The 19,088-nt window shown below is 70.8% G+C and carries 18 protein-coding genes; 10 read left to right on the plus strand and 8 right to left on the minus strand.

All coding sequences use genetic code 11. From position 1 onward, the window contains the following. Positions 1-65: 65 nt before the first annotated feature. Positions 66-1,352 carry a cytochrome P450 gene (locus L6E10_RS10205; RefSeq protein ID WP_236219083.1) on the minus strand — a complete coding sequence of 429 codons (1,287 nt, stop codon included), beginning with the start codon at positions 1,350-1,352 and terminating at the stop codon, positions 66-68. Between the two features lie 31 nt (positions 1,353-1,383). Further along, a complete protein-coding gene (locus L6E10_RS10210) occupies positions 1,384-1,977 on the minus strand; it encodes a TetR/AcrR family transcriptional regulator (protein ID WP_236219085.1) in 594 nt (197 codons plus the stop codon). 206 nt (positions 1,978-2,183) lie between these two features. Here L6E10_RS10210 and L6E10_RS10215 point away from each other — a divergent pair, with 206 nt between their 5' ends. From L6E10_RS10215 to L6E10_RS10250, 8 genes are all read left to right on the plus strand, one after another. Beyond that, positions 2,184-2,336, plus strand: coding sequence for a hypothetical protein (locus L6E10_RS10215; protein ID WP_236219086.1), 153 nt, complete (start codon positions 2,184-2,186; stop codon positions 2,334-2,336). A gap of 162 nt (positions 2,337-2,498) precedes the next feature. After that, positions 2,499-4,967, plus strand: coding sequence for a PQQ-dependent sugar dehydrogenase (locus L6E10_RS10220; RefSeq protein WP_236219089.1), 2,469 nt, complete (start codon positions 2,499-2,501; stop codon positions 4,965-4,967). 140 nt (positions 4,968-5,107) lie between these two features. Continuing rightward, positions 5,108-6,307 carry a glutamate-cysteine ligase family protein gene (locus tag L6E10_RS10225; RefSeq protein WP_308102765.1) on the plus strand — a complete coding sequence of 400 codons (1,200 nt, stop codon included), beginning with the start codon at positions 5,108-5,110 and terminating at the stop codon, positions 6,305-6,307. Then, the gene (egtB, locus tag L6E10_RS10230) at positions 6,304-7,593 is read left to right on the plus strand and encodes an ergothioneine biosynthesis protein EgtB (protein ID WP_236219092.1); all 1,290 of its coding nucleotides are present in this window, start codon (positions 6,304-6,306) and stop codon (positions 7,591-7,593) included. Before L6E10_RS10225 ends, egtB begins: the two co-directional genes overlap by 4 nt. Positions 7,594-7,597: 4 nt before the next feature. Next, positions 7,598-8,323 carry an ergothioneine biosynthesis protein EgtC gene (gene egtC, locus L6E10_RS10235; protein ID WP_236219094.1) on the plus strand — a complete coding sequence of 242 codons (726 nt, stop codon included), beginning with the start codon at positions 7,598-7,600 and terminating at the stop codon, positions 8,321-8,323. After that, positions 8,320-9,291, plus strand: a complete 972-nt coding sequence (gene egtD / locus L6E10_RS10240; protein WP_236219096.1) for an L-histidine N(alpha)-methyltransferase — start codon at positions 8,320-8,322, stop codon at positions 9,289-9,291. Before egtC ends, egtD begins: the two co-directional genes overlap by 4 nt. Positions 9,292-9,354: 63 nt before the next feature. Continuing rightward, positions 9,355-10,953, plus strand: a complete 1,599-nt coding sequence (locus tag L6E10_RS10245) for an alpha/beta hydrolase (protein ID WP_236219098.1) — start codon at positions 9,355-9,357, stop codon at positions 10,951-10,953. A 105-nt stretch (positions 10,954-11,058) separates the two neighbouring features. Then, complete coding sequence (locus L6E10_RS10250; protein ID WP_236219100.1) at positions 11,059-12,657, plus strand: alpha/beta hydrolase; 1,599 nt, start codon at positions 11,059-11,061, stop codon at positions 12,655-12,657. Here the strand turns inward: L6E10_RS10250 and L6E10_RS10255 are convergent. Together L6E10_RS10255 and L6E10_RS10260 are read right to left on the minus strand one after the other, a co-directional pair. After that, the gene (locus tag L6E10_RS10255) at positions 12,642-12,905 is read right to left on the minus strand and encodes a hypothetical protein (protein ID WP_236219102.1); all 264 of its coding nucleotides are present in this window, start codon (positions 12,903-12,905) and stop codon (positions 12,642-12,644) included. The genes L6E10_RS10250 and L6E10_RS10255 overlap by 16 nt on opposite strands. Beyond that, entirely contained in the window at positions 12,902-13,621 is a 720-nt protein-coding gene (locus L6E10_RS10260) for a sulfite exporter TauE/SafE family protein (RefSeq protein ID WP_236219104.1), read from the minus strand. The genes L6E10_RS10255 and L6E10_RS10260 overlap by 4 nt, the downstream gene beginning before the upstream one ends. Before the next feature lie 82 nt (positions 13,622-13,703). Here L6E10_RS10260 and L6E10_RS10265 point away from each other — a divergent pair, with 82 nt between their 5' ends. Then, positions 13,704-15,467, plus strand: a complete 1,764-nt coding sequence (locus tag L6E10_RS10265; RefSeq protein ID WP_236219105.1) for a LamG-like jellyroll fold domain-containing protein — start codon at positions 13,704-13,706, stop codon at positions 15,465-15,467. Here the strand turns inward: L6E10_RS10265 and L6E10_RS10270 are convergent. After that, on the minus strand, positions 15,427-16,347 hold the full coding sequence (locus L6E10_RS10270) for a sigma-70 family RNA polymerase sigma factor (protein WP_236219107.1): 921 nt from the start codon (positions 16,345-16,347) through the stop codon (positions 15,427-15,429). The genes L6E10_RS10265 and L6E10_RS10270 overlap by 41 nt on opposite strands. Continuing rightward, complete coding sequence (locus L6E10_RS10275; RefSeq protein WP_236219109.1) at positions 16,344-17,306, minus strand: YafY family protein; 963 nt, start codon at positions 17,304-17,306, stop codon at positions 16,344-16,346. Before L6E10_RS10275 ends, L6E10_RS10270 begins: the two co-directional genes overlap by 4 nt. A 182-nt stretch (positions 17,307-17,488) precedes the next feature. Here L6E10_RS10275 and L6E10_RS10280 point away from each other — a divergent pair, with 182 nt between their 5' ends. After that, positions 17,489-17,680, plus strand: coding sequence for a S1 RNA-binding domain-containing protein (locus L6E10_RS10280; protein WP_090105236.1), 192 nt, complete (start codon positions 17,489-17,491; stop codon positions 17,678-17,680). A 47-nt stretch (positions 17,681-17,727) separates the two neighbouring features. On the opposite strand, the gene L6E10_RS10285 is transcribed toward L6E10_RS10280, so the two are convergent. Together L6E10_RS10285 and L6E10_RS10290 are read right to left on the minus strand one after the other, a co-directional pair. Continuing rightward, positions 17,728-18,585, minus strand: coding sequence for a hypothetical protein (locus tag L6E10_RS10285; protein ID WP_236219110.1), 858 nt, complete (start codon positions 18,583-18,585; stop codon positions 17,728-17,730). Continuing rightward, on the minus strand, positions 18,582-19,043 hold the full coding sequence (locus tag L6E10_RS10290) for a hypothetical protein (protein ID WP_236219112.1): 462 nt from the start codon (positions 19,041-19,043) through the stop codon (positions 18,582-18,584). Before L6E10_RS10290 ends, L6E10_RS10285 begins: the two co-directional genes overlap by 4 nt. Positions 19,044-19,088: the final 45 nt, after the last annotated feature.

Genomic DNA, 19,088 nt, shown 5'->3' on the forward strand with positions numbered 1-19,088 from the left:
TGGGGCACGAACATTGCTCCACGCGGGTGAAGTAGCGCACGTAACGCAACAAATCTCGCTTCAGGTCAGCTCGGCTTCACTGCCAGTGACCGTTTGGTTTCGTTCGCGCGCACCGGAAGTCGCAAGGCGCCGCGGATCAGCTTCGACCTCCTGCGCGCGACCGGGCCGTCCTGGGCGAGGTTCGGGAAGCGCTTGAAGAGCTCGTGCAACGCGATCGCGCCCTCGATGCGGCTCAGCCCGGCGCCGATGCAGTAGTGGATGCCCGCGCTGAACGCGAGGTGCTCGCGCGCGTTGGACCGGGTCGGGTCGAACTTCGCCGGGTCCTTGAAGACGCGCGGATCGCGGTTCGCCGCCGCCAGCACCAGCATGACCGGCGTGCCCTTCGGCACCGGGACGCCGGCGAGCTCCAGGCGTTCCCGCGGCCAGCGGATCGTGTACTGCACGGGCGGGTCGAGCCGCAGCACCTCTTCGACGAACCCCTCGGCGTACTCCGGGCTCTGCGCGAGCGGCAGCACCGTGTGCGGGTTCTCGAACGCCTTGAGCACGCCGTTGCCGATCAGGTTCACCGTCGTCTCGAACCCGGCGAAGAGCAGCAGACCGGTCGTGGCGACCAGGTCCTCGCGGCTGAGGTCCTCGTGCCGCGTCACGAGGTGGCTGACGATGTCCTCCTTGGGGTTGCGGCGGCGTTCCGCGATGAGGACGTCGATGAAGTCGTTGTACTCGACGATCGTGGCGTGCAGGTCCTTGAGCTGCTTGTGCGACCACACCCCGTCGAGCGTCTCGGCGAGCGAGCTGCCCCAGCGCGCGAAGATCGCCTTGTCCTCGTCCGGCACGCCCAGCAGGTCGGCGATCACCTGGATCGGCACCTGCGACGCGAACTCGCCGACGACGTCGAACCGGTCGCCGAGGCGGTCGAGGTGGTCGCTGACGATCCTCTGGATGGACGCTGTGCGGTCCTTGAGCGCGCGTGGCGTGAAGAACGGCTGCACGAGCTTGCGCAGCCGCGTGTGGTCCGGCGGGTTCTTCATCAGGAACGAGTCCTGCACCGGGTTGACGATCTTCTCGCCGTTCTTGATCAGCGTGACCGGCACCATCGACGCCTCGTCGAACGTGGCGGTGATGAACCTGTTGTCCCGCAACACCGAGTCGCAGATCGCGCGGCTCGGCGTGACGTACGCGCCCATGCGGCTGCGCACCATGTCGCCCTTCGCGCGCACCTTCTCGTACATCGCGTAGGGGTCGCGGTCCGGCGGCGAGGCCAGGACACCCGCGTAGGGGTCACCGAGCAGCGCGTAGCCGCGGACGAGCGTGCGCAGCGCGAAGAGCTGGGCGGTGGTCTTCAGCGTCGACATGGGACCACAGTGGTGTTCGCGTGGCGAACTCTCAAGAGCTGCGGCGATGACGCCGCACGGTTTCCTCCACCAGGTCGAGCACCGGCTCCATGTCGTCCGCCGGCAGGCCCATCGCGAGGTGCGAGACGAGGCCTTCCAGGACCAGTTCGAGGAAGCTCGTCAGCACCGTCACGTCGACGTCGTCGCGCAGGTTGCCCGCCTCGCGCTGCCGGATGAGCCGCTGCCGCGTGGCCGCCGTGAGCTGTTCGCTCCGCTCGGCCCACCGCGCCCGGAAGTCCGGGTCCGTCCTGAGCCGGCGCGAGACCTCGAGGCGCGTGCCGAGCCAGTCGGCCGCGTGCTCCCCGGTGCGCTTCTCCGGCTCGTCGAGCAGGTCGCGCATGACCTGGACGAGGCCCTGCTCGGCCACCACGTCCGCCATCCGCAGGGCGTCGTCCTCGGCCAGCGCGAGGAAGAGCGACTCCTTGTCGCGGAAGTGGTGGAAGATGGCACCGCGGGACAGTCCCGTGGCCTCTTCGAGACGGCGTACCGTGGCGCCCTCGTAGCCGTGTCGCGCGAAACAGGCACGCGCACCGTCGAGGATCTGACGGCGGCGGGCGTCGAGGTGGTCCTGGCTCACCCTGGGCACTGGAGAATGGTGGCAGGGGGAGGGCGGGAAATCCAATCCGTACGTACGGATTGGTGGGTCCGCCGGTGTGATCTTCCCGGCTGCGGGCGAGGGTGGCGCGGCTCGCGCGACCACCACACCGCCTCCGCCCCTGTGCCGTCCTTTCGTGTGGATCTCCGGCCGCGCCTGGCCTCCCGTCCGCCCTCCCGGCAATATCCTCAGCCGCCATGGACACCCCGGAGGTCACCAAGCTGTCGACGCTCGCCGAGCGCCTGGGCTGGCAGCGGCGTGAGTCGACAGGTGTCCACGTCGTCGACCTGCTGCTCACCCGCGGCGTCTCCGACCTCATCGCCGCGCTCGCCGAGAACCGGGAGCGGTGACGGGATGCCGGCAAACGCTTTCCAACGTCGCCGGGACAGGGTTGACTGGGCTGCCGCGCACTGAAGCGCGCCGAAGTCGAGGAACTTTCCAGACAATCCGCCGCCGCTCCGTCGTGATCCCCCGTGGGAGGCACAACAGTGGCACCGAGAAGAAGCCGGGCGATGCGCACGCTCGGGGCGATGGCCGTCGTGTGCACGACAGCCGTCGCAGTGATGTCGGCACCGGAGTCCGAAGCGGCGCCGGTGCGGTACGAGGCGGAGAACGCCGTGGTCTCGCAGGGCGTGGTGGCGTCGGACCGCGCCGGGTTCTCCGGAGCCGGGTTCGTGGACGTCGGCGACGTCGCGGGCAGCTCCGTCGAGTTCACCGTCACCGCGGCCCGGGCGGGCCGGGCGAAGCTGGTGATCCGCTACGCCAACGGCACCGCCGATCCCCGCCCGGTCGACATCAGCGTCAACGGCGGCCTGGCGGTGGACGACCGGGCCTTCGCGGGCACCGGCGCGTGGACGACGTGGGGGTCGGCCGAGAACACCGTCACGCTCGGCGCGGGCGCCAACAGGATCAAGCTCACGTCCGCGGGGGCCACCGGTGGTCCTCACCTCGACTACGTGCAGGTTGAGGAGGCCGCGGCGGAGCAGGAGGCCGAGGACGCCGTGATCAGCCGGGGCGTCGTCGAGTCGAACTGGGCGGGCTTCTCCGGGCGCGGCTTCGTGAACTACGCCAACGTCATCGGTTCGTCCGTCGAGTACGTGGTCAATGCCGAGTCCGGTGGTGAACACGACCTCACGTTCCGGTACGCCAACGGCTCGACGACCGACCGGCCCCTCTCGGTGGCGGTGGACGGAGCCAACGCCCAGACGGTGTCGTTCCCCGGCACGGGCGCGTGGACGACGTGGCGGACGCGGACCGTCAAAGCCACCCTGCACGCCGGTGCCAACCGCATCAGGGCGACCGCGACGACGGCGAACGGCGGCCCCAACGCCGACAAGCTGACCGCCGTGCTCGTCGGCCCGCCGGACGACGAGGCGCCCACGCCGCCGCGCGACCTGCGGTTCGTCGGCTCCACCCACGACTCGGTCTCGCTGAGGTGGGAGGCGGCCACCGACAACGTGGGCGTCACCGGCTACGACATCTACCAGCACGGACAGCTCGTCACGAGCGTCGGCGACGTCCTGGAGGCCACCGCGACCGGCCTGCGCGCCGACACCGAGTACGACTGGACGGTGTTCGCGAAGGACCGGGCGGGCAACGTCTCGCAGGCCTCGAACAACGTCGCCGGCCGCACCGGGCCCGCGCCCGTGGACGGCCAGGCGCCCACGACCCCGGGCACGCTGCGGCCGACCGGCGCCACCTCGACCAGCGTCTCGATCGCGTGGGGCGCCTCGACCGACAACGTGGCGGTCACCGGCTACGAGATCCACTTCGACGGCGCGCTCAAGCAGACCGCGGACGGCTCGGCCACGAGCGCGACCGTCGCGGGGCTCACCACCGGCCGGACGTACGCGGTGAAGGTGCGGGCGAAGGACGCGGCGGGCAACCTCTCGGCGTTCTCGAACCAGATCTCCGCGAGCCCGGCTGCCGGTGGCGGCACGGGGGTGCCGAACCCCGGCGCGGTCACGCAGATCGCGTCCGGCGTCGACGTGGCGTGGGGGCTCGCGTTCCTGCCCGACGGCTCGGCGCTCGTGACCGAGCGCGAGACCTTGAACGTCCTGCGCGTCACCGAGGCCGGTGCCAAGACCGTCATCGGGAAGGTGCCCGACGCGATGGGCACCAACGGCGAGGGCGGCGCGCTCGGCATCGAGGTGTCGAAGAACTTCGCCACCGACGGGTTCGTCTACCTCTACCACACCTACAGCGACGGGAACCGCGTGGTCAGGGCCCACTTCGACGGCTCGGGGCTGACCGGCTGGACGACGTTGCTCGACGGCGTGCCGAAGAACCGCTACCACAACGGCGGGCGTCTGCGGTTGAGCCCGGACGGCCGCTACCTGTTCATCTCGACCGGTGACGCGCAGAACGGCAACAACGCGCAGAACCTCAGCACCTACGCCGGCAAGATCCTGCGCATCCACCCGGACGGCTCCATCCCGTCCGACAACCCGTTCCCCGGCAGTGCGATCTTCAGCTACGGCCACCGCAACGTGCAGGGCCTCGACTTCGACTCGCAGGGCAGGCTGTGGGCGTCGGAGTTCGGCAACTCGCGGCAGGACGAGGTCAACCTGATCACCAAGGGCGGCAACTACGGCTGGCAGCCCTGCGAGGGCACGATCGGCGACTGCGCCGGCACCGTGCCGCCGAAGAAGACCTGGCCGACCTCGCAGGCCTCTCCCTCGGGCCTGACGATCATCAACGACCACGTCTTCGTCGCCACGACCATGGGCCAGCGGATCTACCGGATGCGCATCGACGCCGACGGCAACCTGGTCGAGCAGCAGACCTACTTCCAGGGCACCTACGGGCGCCTGCGCACCGTCGAAGTCGACCGGGAGGGCGACATCTGGCTCACCACGTCGGCGGACAGGGACGGGTCGGCGGGCAACGACCGGCTCCTGCACATCGACGTCGTGTACGAGGACGGCGGCGCGTCAACCGCCGAGCCGGTGTCACCGGGGCGTTCGAATGTCAGGACATAGCTCCACGTAGTGGGACAAGGGCCCGTGTGCACGCCTGCACACGGGCACTTCACTTGTTTCGTAAGGATTTCAGAGCTGCGAGTGTCAGACCCCGCGTGTAGCGTCGATCGGGCCAGACGATCACGGGGAGTGTGGCAACGGTGACTGCGTTGCGTGACCAGCCGGCGCCGGCGGTGTTCGCCGACCGCGCCGAGGCCGAGGCCTACGTCGCCTCGGTCTGCTTCAAGCACGGACCTCCGAGGCTCTTCGGCGTGGAGCTCGAGTGGACCGTCCACCACGCCGAAGATCCCACCAGGGTCCTCGATCCTCACAGGCTCGCCACAGCGCTCGGCGGGCACGCACCACCCACTCTCGTTCCGGACAGCCCCCAGAGGCCGCTTCCCAGCGGCACCCCGCTGACCGTCGAACCGGGCGGGCAGGTCGAGATCTCCACTCCTCCCTGCACCAGCCTCCCGGACCTCCTCCGCACGGTCACCCAGGACATCTCGCACCTCACCGCCCTGCTGGCGGACCACGGCCTCGTGCTCGGCGACAAGGGCGCCGACCAGCACCGACGTCCCACGCGCATGCTGCGGGTGCCGCGGTACGCCGCGATGGAGCACGCGTTCGGCGAGCTCGGCCAGGACGGCATCTCGATGATGTGCAACACCGCGGGGCTGCAGGTGTGCCTCGACTTCGGTGAGCAGAAGCACCTGCAGGACCGCTGGGCGGCCGTGCACCAGCTCGGGCCGGTGATGATCGCGCTGTTCGCGAACTCGCCGAGCATCGGCGGGTTGCACGAGGGCTGGGCGTCCGCTCGCATGAGGACGCTCTACGGCTGTGATCCCGTGCGCACCAGGCCGAGTGCCGTGTGCGCCGATCCGGCCGGGGCCTACGCGCGCAGAGTGCTGGACACGCCGGTCATCGCGGTGCGCGGACCCGGCTCCAGCTGGATCCCGCCGCGCAGGTTCACGTTCGCCGAGTGGATCGGCGGGGCGCACGACCGCCGCCCCACGAGCGACGACCTGGACTACCACCTGTCGTTGATGTTCCCGCCGGTGCGGCCGCGCGGGTACATCGAGATCAGATACCTCGACACGCCCCCTCCGGGAGGGTGGATCGCGCCGAGTGCGCTGCTCGTCGCGCTGTTCAGCGACCCGTCCGTCGTGGACGGTGTGCTGGCGGCGACGGAACGGGCCGCCGGGCGGTGGCTCGTCGCCGCACGGCACGGGCTGGCGGACGACCGCGTCGCGCGGGCCGCCGAGGACGTCGTGGCCCTGGGCATCGAGGCGTTGCCCCGCACGGGCCTCTCTCCAGAACAGATCAGCACCATCAGCCGGGAGCTTGAGGGGAAGCTGTGACCGAACAACTCCGCGAGCAGGTGGCGGAGGAACTGTTGCGTTCGCGCGCTCGTTCCACCGCCCTGACCGACGCCGTCGACGAGCACGACCTCGTGCGGCAGCATTCGAAGCTGATGTCGCCCCTGGTCTGGGACCTGGCGCACATCGGCAACCAGGAGGAGCTCTGGCTCGTGCGCGACGTGGGTGGTCGCGAACCGGTCAGGAGCGACATCGACGAGTACTACGACGCGTTCAAGTACGGCCGCAGCGTGCGGCCCGAGTTGCCGCTGCTGAACCCGCGGGAAGCGCGCCAGTACGTCGCCGACGTGCGCGGCAAGGTGTTCGACGTGCTGGAGGAGGTGCCGCTGGAGGGCCGCCGGCTCGTCGAGAACGGCTTCGCGTTCGGCATGATCGTGCAGCACGAGCAGCAGCACGACGAGACGATGCTCGCCACGCACCAGCTGCGCAAGGGCGACCCGGTCCTGCACGCGCCCGCGCCACCGCCCGGCGCCCTCGTCCCGACGACGGAGGTGTTCATCCCGGGCGGCCCGTTCGAGATGGGCACCTCGGACGAGCCGTGGGCCCTGGACAACGAACGCCCGGCGCACGCCGTGCACGTCGACTCGTTCTTCATCGACACGACACCGGTCACGAACGGCGAGTACGCCCAGTTCGTCCTGGCCGGCGGTTACGACGACCGTCGCCTGTGGACGGAGGAGGGCTGGGAGCACCGCACGACGGCGAAGCTCGTGGCGCCGAGGTTCTGGCAGCGCGAGGAGAACTCGTTCGTGCGCACGGCGTTCGGCGTGACGGAGCCGATCGTGCCGGACGAACCCGTTGTGCACGTGTGCTTCCACGAGGCCCAGGCGTACGCGAGGTGGGCGGGCAAGCGCCTGCCCACCGAGGCGGAGTGGGAGAAGGCCGCGCGCTTCGACACGGCGACCGGCCGCACGCGCCGCTACCCGTGGGGCGACGAGGAACCCACCGAGGAGCACGCGAACCTCGGCCAGCGCCACCTGCGCCCCGCCCCGGTCGGCGCCTACCCGGCGGGGGCGACGCCGAGCGGCGTGCACCAGCTGATCGGCGACGTGTGGGAGTGGACCTCCAGCGACTTCGGCCCGTACCCGGGCTTCGAGGTGTTCCCGTACAGGGAGTACTCCGAGGTCTTCTTCGGACCGGACTACAAGGTGCTGCGCGGCGGCTCGTTCGGCACGGACTCCTCCGCGATCCGCTCGACGTTCCGCAACTGGGACTACCCGATCAGGAGGCAGATCTTCGCCGGCTTCCGCTGCGCCAGGGACGCCTAGGCTGATGTGCCGCCACCTGGCTTACCTGGGCGCCGCCGTGCCCGTCTCCTGGCCGCTGTACGACGCACCGCACTCGCTGGAGCGCCAGTCGTACGCGCCCGGCGACATGCGGTCCGGGGGAACGGTCAACGTCGACGGCTACGGCGTCGGCTGGTTCCCCGGCCCGGTGCGGTACCGGCGCGCCGGCACGGTGTGGAGCGACCCGAACCTGCGCCAGCTCGCCGCCACGGAGTCGACGGCGTTCCTCGCGGCGGTGCGCTCGGCGACCACGGGCATGCCGGTGTCGGACGCGGCGTGCGCGCCGTTCACCGACGGCACGTGGCTCTTCAGCCACAACGGACGCGTGGACGGCTGGCCGCACACCGTGGCGGGCCTCGCGAAGGCGCTGGACGTGGCGGACCTGCTCACCATGGACGCGCCGACCGACTCCGCGCTGCTGTGGACGGTCCTGCGACGCCGCCTGGAGACCGGGAAGAACCCGGCGCAGGCGCTTGTTGCACTCGTGCACGAGGTTGCGGACGCGGCACCCCGGTCGCGCCTGAACTTCCTGCTGACCAACGGAGAAGTGCTCGTGGGGACGACGTGGACACACGCCCTGTGGGTGCTGCAGAAGGCACAGGGCGTGACTCTCGCGTCCGAACCGCTTGACGACGACCCGGGCTGGCGGGAGATCCCCGACCGGCACGTGGTCACCGCCGTTCCATCCACTGTGGAGGTTCGACCGATATGACCGAGCCGGTGCTGGACGTTCACCTCACGCCCGAGGACGCCGCCCACGCGCTCCGCGCCGACGTGCGGGCCGGGCTGACCGCGGACCCGAAGTGGGTCTCGCCGAAGTGGTTCTACGACGCCGCCGGCAGCGCGTTGTTCGAGGACATCACCCGGCTGCCCGAGTACTACCCGACCCGTGCCGAACGCGAGGTGCTCGCCGAGCGCGCGGGCGAGATCGCCGCGACGACCGGCGCGCACTCGCTGGTGGAGCTGGGGTCGGGCTCGTCGGAGAAGACGCGGTTGCTGCTCAGCGCGTTGCGGGAGCACGGGACGTTGCGGGAGTTCGTGCCGCAGGACGTGTCGGTGTCGGCGCTCACCGAGGCCGCGCACGCGATCATGGCCGACTACCCGGGCCTGCGCGTGCACGGCGTGGTCGGCGACTTCACGCAGCACCTCTCGCTGCTGCCCGGTGAGTCGCCGCGCGTGGTGGCGTTCCTCGGCGGCACGATCGGCAACCTGATCCCGGAGGAGCGCGAGAAGTTCCTGCGCACGGTCCGCGACGTGCTGGAGCCGGGGGAGTGGCTGCTGCTCGGCACGGACCTGGTGAAGGACCGCGACACGCTGGTGCGGGCGTACGACGACGCGCAGGGCGTGACGGCGGAGTTCAACCGCAACGTGCTGAACGTGCTCAACCGCGAGGTCGGCGGCGACTTCGACGTGGAGGCGTTCGAGCACGTGGCGCTGTGGAACGCCGAGCAGGAGTGGATCGAGATGCGCCTGCGCGCCCGGCGGGCCATGCGGGTGACGCTCGCCGAGCTGGACCTGACCGTGGAGTTCCGCGAGGGCGAGGAGCTGCGCACCGAGGTGTCGGCCAAGTTCCGCGAGGAGGGCGTGAAGCAGGAGCTGGAGGACGCCGGGTTCGCGCTGCACCGGTGGTGGACCGACGGGCAGGACCGGTTCGCGGTCTCGCTCGCCCGAGCCCTGTAATCGAGGCCACAACCATCCGATAGGCGGGTACACGCGGTGCTCGCTCGGTGATGGGCTGCATCGATGACATCTGCATCAACGCGGGCCGTGCGCGTTGCGCTCGTCAGCGCGGTCGCGCTCGGCACCGTCATCACCGGCCTGGGCTCCGCGTCGGCCCAGCCCGGGACCACCTCGACCGCGAGACCCGCCGCCTGGGGACCGTGCGCGGCGGACGTGCTCGCCGAGATCCCCGCCGCGGAACGCACCAGGGTCAGCTGTGCCGTCCAGGAGGTGCCCGTCGACCACTCGCGTCCGCGCGGGGACTCGACGGGCATCGTCATGATGAAGCGCCCCGCGGGCGACCCGGCGAAGAAGATCGGCTCGCTGTTCATCAACCCCGGCGGCCCCGGCGGCGCAGGCCTCATCTACAGCGCCTACGGCGGGAGCTTCTTCACGCCGGAGGTCCTCGAGAAGTTCGACCTCATCGGCTTCGACCCGCGCGGTGTGGGCCGCAGCGCGCCGCTGCGCTGCTTCCGCACCCAGGAGGAGGCCGACGCCGTCAACGCCGGCTGGTACGCGCTCCCCACCACCTCGGAGGAGATCGCGAGCTCGATCCGGCAGTCCAAGGTCTACACGGACTACTGCAAGATCAACGCGGGTCCGCTGCTCGACCACATGTCGACCGAAGCGGTGGCCCGCGACCTCGACGTCCTGCGGGAGGCGGTCGGGGACAGGCAGCTCACGTACGTCGGCTTCTCGTACGGCACGCTGCTCGGCGCCACCTACGCCAACATCTTCCCGCAGCGGTCGCGCGCGCTCGTCCTCGACGGCAACGTCGACCCGAAGCTGCGCCTGACCAACGGCGCGCAGTACGACCGCGAGCGCGCCCGCGGTTTCGAGATCGCGCTCGACGCGATGCTCGAGCGCTGCGACAGCGTGGGGGTCGAGCGGTGCGCGTTCGCCGGTGACGCCCGCAAGAAGTTCGACGCCCTCCGCGAGTCGCTGCGCAAGGGCCCGACGACGTTACCGAACGGCACGCAGGTGACGCTGACCGACGTCGTCGGCCGCACGGCGAGCAACCTCTACAGCCCGAGCACGTTCAAGGCGCTGACCACGTGGCTGCAGTCGATCCACGTGGCGCAGAACCCGTCGGCCGCCGCACCGGGCATCCAGTCCGTTGTGGACGTTCCGCTGCTGGGCAACCTGGGCGGCAAGGCGGACGTGCGCGCGCTGCCGGAGACGCCGTACACGAGCGACGACTCGTACTACGCCGTCAACTGCATCGACAAGCCGTTCTCCCGCAGCAACCGCAACTGGGCCTCCACCGCCGCGAAGTGGGAGCAGGAGTCGCCCACGTTCGGCCGCTACCAGGCCGCGTCCGACCTGCTGACCTGCCCGACGTGGCCGGCACGCCACCCGGACCGCTGGATCGGGCCGTGGAACCGCCACACCGAGAACCCGATCGTCGTGGTGGGCAACTACTACGACCCGGCGACGCAGTACCTGTTCTCGCAGCGGATGGCGAAGCAGCTCGGCAACGCCCGCCTGATCAGCGTGGACGCCTTCGGCCACTGCATCCTCGGTGACTCGGCCGGCGCCGACGCGGCGGTGACGAGGTACCTCGTCGACCTCACCGCACCCGTGGACGGCTCGCTCTTCCAGCCGAACGCGCAACCGTTCTGATCCGTCCCGGATCGCCCGCCTGTCGCCGGACAACCCGACGATAGGCGGGTACAAACGGTGCACCCTGGGTGATGGGGTGCATCCGTGACGTCATCCTCTGTTCCAGTGCGTGTCGCGCTCGCGAGTGCGCTCGTGCTCGGCACCATCGTTTCCGGCCTGGGCACGGCCTCCGCCCAGGCCGACGCCTCCTCCGTCAGACCCGCTGCCTGGGGGCAGTGCGCGGCCGACGTCCTCGCCGGCCTGCCCGCCTCGGTGACGCCCGAGGAGCGGGCCCGGCTCACGTGCGCCGTCCAGGAGGTGCCCGTCGACCACTCGCGCCCGCGCGGGGAGAAGACCGGCATCGCCATGATGAAGCGCCCGGCGAACGACCCGTCGCGCAAGATCGGCTCGATCTTCCTCAACCCCGGCGGTCCCGGCGGCTCCGGCCTGCTGCGCGGTGCCGTGGCGAAGAACTACTTCCAGCCCTCGGTGCTCGACCGGTTCGACGTGATCGGCTTCGACCCGCGCGGTGTCGCCCGCTCCGCCCCGTTGCGCTGCTTCCGCACCCAGGAGGAAGCCGACTCCGTCAACGAGGGCTGGTACTCGCTGCCGATCACCAAGGCGGAGATCGCGAGCTCGATCCGGCAGTCCAAGGTCTACACGGACTACTGCAAGATCAACGCGGGTCCGCTGCTCGACCACATGTCGACCGAGGCCGTCGCCCGCGACCTCGACGTCCTGCGCGAGGCGGTGGGCGACAGGCAGCTCAACTTCGTCGGCTTCTCGTACGGCACGCTGATCGGCTCGACGTACGCGAACATCTTCCCGCAGCGCACCCGCGCGATGGTGATCGACGGCAACGTCGACCCGAAGCTGCGCCTCACCAACGGCGCCGAGTACGACCGCCAGCGCGCCGACGGGTTCGAGATCGCCCTCGACGCGATGCTGAAGCGCTGCGACAGCGTGGGCGCGGAGAAGTGCGCGTTCGCGGGCGACGCGCGGGGGAAGTTCGAGAACATCAAGAAGGCCCTCGGCCAGGGGCCGGTCACGTTGCCGAACGGCACGCAGGTGACGCTGTCCGACGTGGTCGGCCGGGTCGCGGGTGACCTGTACTCGATCGCCCGGATCGCCCCGCTCGCCGCGTGGCTGCAGAGCATCCACCTGGCGCTGAACCCGTCCACGGCGACCACCGCGTCCCTCGGCGTCCAGTCCGCCGTGGAGCTCCCGGCGCCGCTGAACAACAACGCCGGTCGCATGGACGTCGACCCGCTGCCGGACACCCCGTACACCTCGGACGACTCCTACTACGCCGTGAACTGCTCCGACAAGCCGTTCTCGCGCACCAACCGCAACTGGGAGCGCACCGCGGCGAAGTGGGAGCGGGAGTCGCCGACGTTCGGCCGCTACCAGGCCGCGTCCGACCTGCTGACGTGCCCGACGTGGCCGGCGCGCCACCCGGACCGCTGGATCGGCCCGTGGAACCGCAAGACGCCCAACCCGGTCGTGGTGGTGGGCAACTACTACGACCCGGCGACGCAGTACCTGTTCGCGCAGCGCATGGCCAAGCAGCTCGGCAACGCGCGCCTGGTGAGCGTCGACGCGTTCGGCCACTGCATCCTCGGTCGCTCGGCGGGCACGGACGCCGTCGTGGCGAAGTACCTCGTCGACCTGGTCGCTCCGGCGGACGGGCAGGTGTTCCAGCCGAACGTTCAGCCGTTCGCCTGATCTCCTCGCCTGAAGCGGTGGCGGTGCTCGTGCAGCACCGCCACCGCGGCGGCGACGGCCAGCACGGCGGCGACGGTCAGCCACACCGGGTCGTAGACCTGGACGACCTCGATCTCCGTGAACCGCCGGCTCATCTCGACGCCGCGCAGCGTCTGGTAGCTCTCGGGTTCCGAGCCCCACAGCGGCCCGTGCACGGCCCGCGTCAGCGCCGCGAGCGCCCCGATCCCCGGCAACACCCACAGCTTCACGACAGCACGCTCCGCATGATCAGCACCACCGCGCTCGTCCCCGCCACGACCAGCGTGGGCGTCCGGACACCTCCGGCGTCGACCCTCGCGCGCAACGGCCCGGACAGCAGGAAACCGGCCACCAGGAACGGGATCAGCAGCACCCCGCTCCACAGCGCGTGCGCCGTGACGTTGCCGGTGGCGCCCAGCCCGGTGAGCGAGGCGCCGGACCCGAGCACGAAGAACGCCGCCAGCGTCGCCCGCACCTGTGGCCCCGCCTGGTCCTGGTAGAGCAGCGCGACCATCGGGCCGCCGATCGACGTGGCCGTGCCGAACGATCCGCTCGCCACGCCCGCGGTCACCAGCGACGGCGGGGTGGGGCGCGGGCGCCACGACGTGACCGACAGCAGCACGCACGCCAGCACCGCGCCGCCGACGACCACGCCGAAGCTCCTGCGGTCGAGCGAGTCGACGATCCAGATGCCGACGGCCGTTCCGGGCAGGCGGCCGAGCATCGCCCAGCCGACGCCACGCCAGTCGACGTGGCCGAACTCCCTCGCGAGCGACATCACCGCGTGCGCGCAGGCGACCACCAGCACGGGCACGGGAACGAGCGCCGGGTCCAGCAGCGCGAGCAGCGGCACGGCGACCAGTGCCAGCCCGAAGCCGATCAGACCCTGCAACAACCCTCCGCACGCGACGACCACCCCGGCCACCGCCAGCAACCCCCAGGACATGCTTAGCGATGCTACAGATCGGTGTCCGAGGCTTTCCTCGCCGTTCGCCGGGCGTTGGCCGGGCGCACCTACGCTCCGCGCCATGACCGCGTCCCGCCGCTCCTTCCTGCTCGGCACCGGTGCGACCGCCGCCGCTGCCGCCCTGGTCACGCCCGGCTCCGCAGCCGCTGACAACGTTGTCGGCGGCCGTCCCGACCCCGAGTCGCGGCGGTTCACGCTCGCCGTGATCCCGGACACGCAGTACATGTTCGACCTGGACCGCGGCGACTCGGCGCCGCTGAAGGCGACGCTGCAGTACCTCGTCGACCACCAGCGGTCCGAGAACATCGTCTTCGTCAGCCACCTCGGCGACCTCGTCGAGAACGCGCGCCAGAGCGAGATCGACGACATCAGCGCGCGGTTCGAGGTGCTCGACCGCCGGCGCGTCGGCTACAGCGTGCTCGCGGGCAACCACGACGTGCCGGACTCGCGCCTCGACGACCAGCGCGGCCGCACGCCCTACCTCGACCGGTTCGGGCCGCAGCGGTTCCGCAGGTCGCCGACGTTCCGCGGGGCGAGCGCCGACGGCTACAACACCTTCCACGTCTTCCGCGCCGGCGGCCGGGAGTGGCTCGTCCTCGCCCTGGACTGGCGCATGTCCGCCCGGGGTTTCGCCTGGGCGCGCTCGGTCCTGGAGCAGCACCCGGCGCTCCCCGTCATCCTCACCACGCACGAGCTCGCGTACGACGGCGGTGACGGCGCCGCGGCGATGTCCGACTACGGGCGCAAGCTGTGGAACGAGCTGATCAAGGACAACGACCAGGTCTTCCTGACGCTGAACGGCCACTTCTGGCCGCCCGCGCGGGCGACGCTGCGCAACGCGGCGGGCAACGACGTCCACGTGCACATCACGAACTACCAGGACCGCTACTACGGCGGTGGCGCGATGATCCGGCTCTACCACTTCGACCTGGACCGCGGGGTGGTCGACGTCCGCACGCTGTCGCCGTGGCTGCTCGGCAAGAAGGCGCTCAACCCGCTGGAACGCAAGGAGGTCGAGCTGACCGGACCGGCCGACCGGTTCAGCGTGCCGATCGACTTCGAGCAGCGGTTCGCCCGGTTCTCGCCGCCGGTGCTGCCGCCCCCGCAACCCGTCCGGGACGTGCTGGTGCGCGGCACGGTCGCGTACTGGCGGCTCGGCGAGAGCCTGGAAGACCTGTCGGGCAACGGCAACGACCTGCGGCAGAACGGGACGGTGACCGCCTCCGACGACCACCACCGGTTCGCGCCGTCGCACCGCTCGCTGTACTTCGGCAAGCAGGGCCACCTGTCCACCGTGGACTCGGCGCCGCTGAACCGCGAGACGTTCGAGCGCGGGTACACGATCGAGGCGTTCCTGAAGCTGCCCGCCGGGTTCGACCACCCGTGGTGCGGCTTGTTCACGAAGCTCGCGCCCGGCTCGGCGGCCGGCAAGACGGGCGACGACCCGAGCGAGCCGATCGCCACGCTGAACGTCGCCGGCGGCGGCCAGTTGCAGTGGGCCGCGTTCCCGCGCAACCAGGCGGGCATCTCCACGAACTGGGGCCACGAGATGGACTACGAGACGTGGTGGCACATCGCCGTGGTCAACGACGGCACGCACACGACGTTGTACGTCGAGGGCTCTCCCTTGCTGCGCAACCCCTCCACGCCCGCACGCGGCATCTCGGCGGCCGGCGACCCGTGGCTCGTCGGCGCCTACGCCTACAACAGGGTCGTCGAGAAGTCGTTGCACGGCTGGATCGGCGACCTGCGCGTCGTCAACCGCGCGCTGGACCGCTCCGAGTTCATGCGGTCGAAGGCAGCCCGAACCGCGGGAACAGACTGAGGTCGAAGAACGACGAGACGCGCGTGATCCGGTCGCCGCGCACCTCCAGCACCTGGAGGTTGAACGGCCGGAACACGCCGTCCCCCGCGCGGAGGTAGAGGCCGTGGGCGGGCTGGCCGTTCGCCTCGGCGGCGATCATCCTGGCGCCGTGCGGAACCGCCGGGCACTGGTGCTCGAGGTGCCACGCGACCATCTCCGGGCCGCGGTACCACTGCGGGAACGGAGGCATCTCCCAGACGACGTCCTCGGCGAACATCCCGATGATCGCCGGGATGTCCTTGGCCTCGAACGCCTTCACCCACCGGTCGAGCAGCGGCTTGGCGTCCGCGGGCTCGACGACCTCGTCCTCGGTGAGGTCCCGCAGCTGCGCGTGCGCCCGTTGCAGAGCGCTGTTCACCGCCGCGACCGTCATGTCGAGCTCGTCGGCGGTCTCGGCGGCGCTGAGCCGCAGGACGTCGCGCAGGAGCAGCACCGCTCGTTGCCTCGGCGGCAGGTGTTGCAGCGCCGCGACGAACGCGAGCCTGGTGGACTCCCGTTCGGTGACGATCGCGGCCGGGTCTGTCGGGAACGGCTCCAGCCACGGGACCTCGTGGTCCTGGCTCAGCGGGTCGTCCTCGGTGGCGCCGCGGGTACCGAGCCCGAACGGCAGCGGGCGCTTCGCGCGGCCGTCGAGCGCGGTCAGGCAGGCGTTCGTCGCGATCCGGTACAGCCACGTGCGCACCGAGGAGCGGCCCTCGAAGTTGCCGTACGCCTTCCACGCGCGCAGGTACGTCTCCTGCACCAGGTCCTCGGCGTCGTGCAGCGACCCGAGCATCCGGTAGCAGTGCGCCAGCAGCTCCCGCCGGAACGGATCGGCCGCGGTCTCGAAGTCCACCGTCATGCCCGCGCTCCGATCGAGTTCTGCAACCTGTCCGTGAGGGTGCGGATGTAGTCCTTGAGCTCCGCCGGTTCGTGCACGTCGAACTCGAAGCCGAGGAACAGCAGGTGCCACAGGATCCGTTCGAGCGCGTCCGCACCCGTGCGCATCAGGCACTTCCCGTCGTCGACCGGTTCCAGCGACGCGGACATCGGCGACGTGCGGTCCGCGACCTCCCGCAGCGGCGCGTGGATCGTCAGCACCGCCTGGTAGGTGTAGACGTTGGAGGAGATCTGCCGCGAGACGAACTCGCCGAGGCTCCGCGCCGGTGGCTCGCGCGGGGTGAACCGCGCGGCGAGCGCCGGTTCTCCCTCGACGCGGTCGACGCGGAACGTCCGCCAGTCCTCTTTGGACACCTCCCACGCCACCAGGTACCAGCGGCGGCCGGTGTGCACGAGGCCCTGCGGCTCGACCAGCCGCTTCGAGGGCCCGCCGTGCGTGGAGGCGTAGGTGAACCGCAGCTGCTGGTGGTCGCGGCAGGCGGCGGCGATGATCGTGAGCGTCTCCGCGTCGACCGTCGGCCCCGCGGCGGTCAGGGCGGTGGTGTGCGCCTGCAGCGCCTGCACCCGCCGGCGCAGCCTCGACGGCAGGACCTGCTCCAGCTTCGTGAGAGCGCGGACCGACGTCTCCTCGATGCCCGCGATCGAACCGTTCGCCGCCGTCCGCAGCCCGACCGCCACGGCGACCGCCTCGTCGTCGTCCAGCAGCAGCGGAGGCAACTGCGCGCCCGCGCCGAGCTGGTACCCGCCCGTGGCACCGGGCAGCGACGTGACGGGGTAGCCCAGGCTGCGCAGCTTGTCCACGTCCCGGCGGATCGTGCGCACGTCGACGCCGAGCCTGCCGGCGAGCTCCGGGCCCGTCCAGTCCCGCCGCACCTGCAACAGGGACAGCAGCTTCAGCAGCCGTGCGGACGTCTCCAGCATGGAACGGATTCTAGATTCCATTGCGGACAACGGCCGTCAATGGCTAGGGTTTGTCCCATGACTGCCGGGTCGGCCTCGTGCCGTGAGCGGAACGGTTGCCCGGCCCTGACTTGATCAGGGCCCCTCCGCCCCGCGCGTTCGTTCCACCGGAACAACGCGCACGGGAGAGGAGGTGATGCGCAATGCTTCCCAACGTTGGTGATGTCTTCTCGGGGAAGGTCGTCTCGACCGTTCCCTTCGGTTCCTTCGTCGAGCACCCCGCCGGTGCACACGGGCTCCTGCACGGCCGGCAGGCCGAGGTCGGTGCCTCGGTGCGGGTGAAGGTGCTCGCGGTGGACGCGGAGCAGCAGCGGTTCAGCCTGGAGCTGGCCTGATGCTGACGACCTGAGTGCTCGGGCAGAGGCGCCCTGCCCGAGTCCGCTCACGGTCTGCGGTGCTCCGCGCATTCGTTCGTCAGGCGAGCGTGCAGGTCCTTGCGGTGCCCCTCGTCCTGGGGCGCCGGGCCCAGCGCGTCCGCCGGACTCGTGATGCCGTGCAGCAGCCGGTACAGCACGACATCCGTTGCGGTGTAAAGCCACACGTCCGCCTTGCCGGGCGGGGCGGCCGGTCCGAGCGCGTTCTCGAACCAGGCCGGGAACAGCAGGTCGTGCGCGACCGCGTCCTCGATGCGGGCGCGGATCTGCCGGCGTGCCCGCGCGACGGCCTCGTTGCCGACGGACTTGGCAGCGCTGTCCCTGGCGTGCGTGTCGTCGTCCGGTGCCTCCGGCCGTTGACGCGTGGTGATCGCCCGCCATTGCCTGTAGTGCTTGCGCCACAGGGACTCCGCGTTCGGCGGGAGGTGGGTGAGGGCCTCCGCGGCCTCGATCGCCTCGGCGGCCCTGCGGTCGTACTCGGCGATGGCCCTGCGGACGTCCTTGGCCTGCTGCGGGGTTTGCGGCCTGCGGGCGTAGGCGTCCTGCCCGTGGAGGATCTTGGCGATCAGGTCCTCGTCGAGGTCCGGCCAGTGGTCGAAGTCGGCCCTGCGGGTCTCGCCCGCCCTGACCTTGCGGTTGAGCGCCACCAGCAGGCGTTCGAGCCGGTGGACGCTCTCGGCCAGCTCGGCGACCCGGTCGTCGGTCTTCGTCAGCCTGCGGGTGTTGTCCCTCAGCTGGTTGGTCTGGCTGAGCTGGTTCTGGGCGGCGTCGGCCTGGACGTCGTCGACGCGGGTCTCCAGGGACTTGAGCTCCTTCTTGAGGAGCTCGACCTTGCTCTCGAGCGCCTTGAGCGGATCTATGTTCACCTGTGCGTCCTCCAGGCCCACCAGGCGATTCCCGCCGCGGTCAGGAGCGCCGCCCAGCCGTTGGCCAAGGGGGTCAGGAGGGTTGCCGCCAGTGCCGCCGTGATCGCCGCCGTCCTGGCCCGGGGCTCCCACTGCTTCCTGCCCGTGGGGTCCACCAGGACCGCGGCGGCTGTGGCGGTGGCCAGGAGGAGGGAGAGCAGGGACCAGGCGTCGAACCAGCCCACGGCGACGACGAGTGCCGCTGCCGTGGTGGCGGTGGCCACGGCTCGGTTCGGGACGGTCAAGCGGTCCGCTTCCAGCTCCCTGCGGGCCTGCATCACCGCTTCCACCTGGTCGTTCGTGGTGGTGACCAGGTGGTGGAAGCCGGGGCTGCCGGGAGGTGTGCTCTGCAGGGCTCGCAGGGTTGTGCGCAGGGACTGCTGGCGGTCGGCCAGGCGGGCGAGCGGATCGGCTGCCATGCCCCGACATCGTGATCATCGGGGGTGGGTGGGGCTAGGGGCGGA

The sequence above is a fragment of the Lentzea sp. CC55 genome (assembly GCF_021056325.1).
GTDB classification, from domain to species: Bacteria; Actinomycetota; Actinomycetes; order Mycobacteriales; family Pseudonocardiaceae; genus Lentzea; species Lentzea jiangxiensis.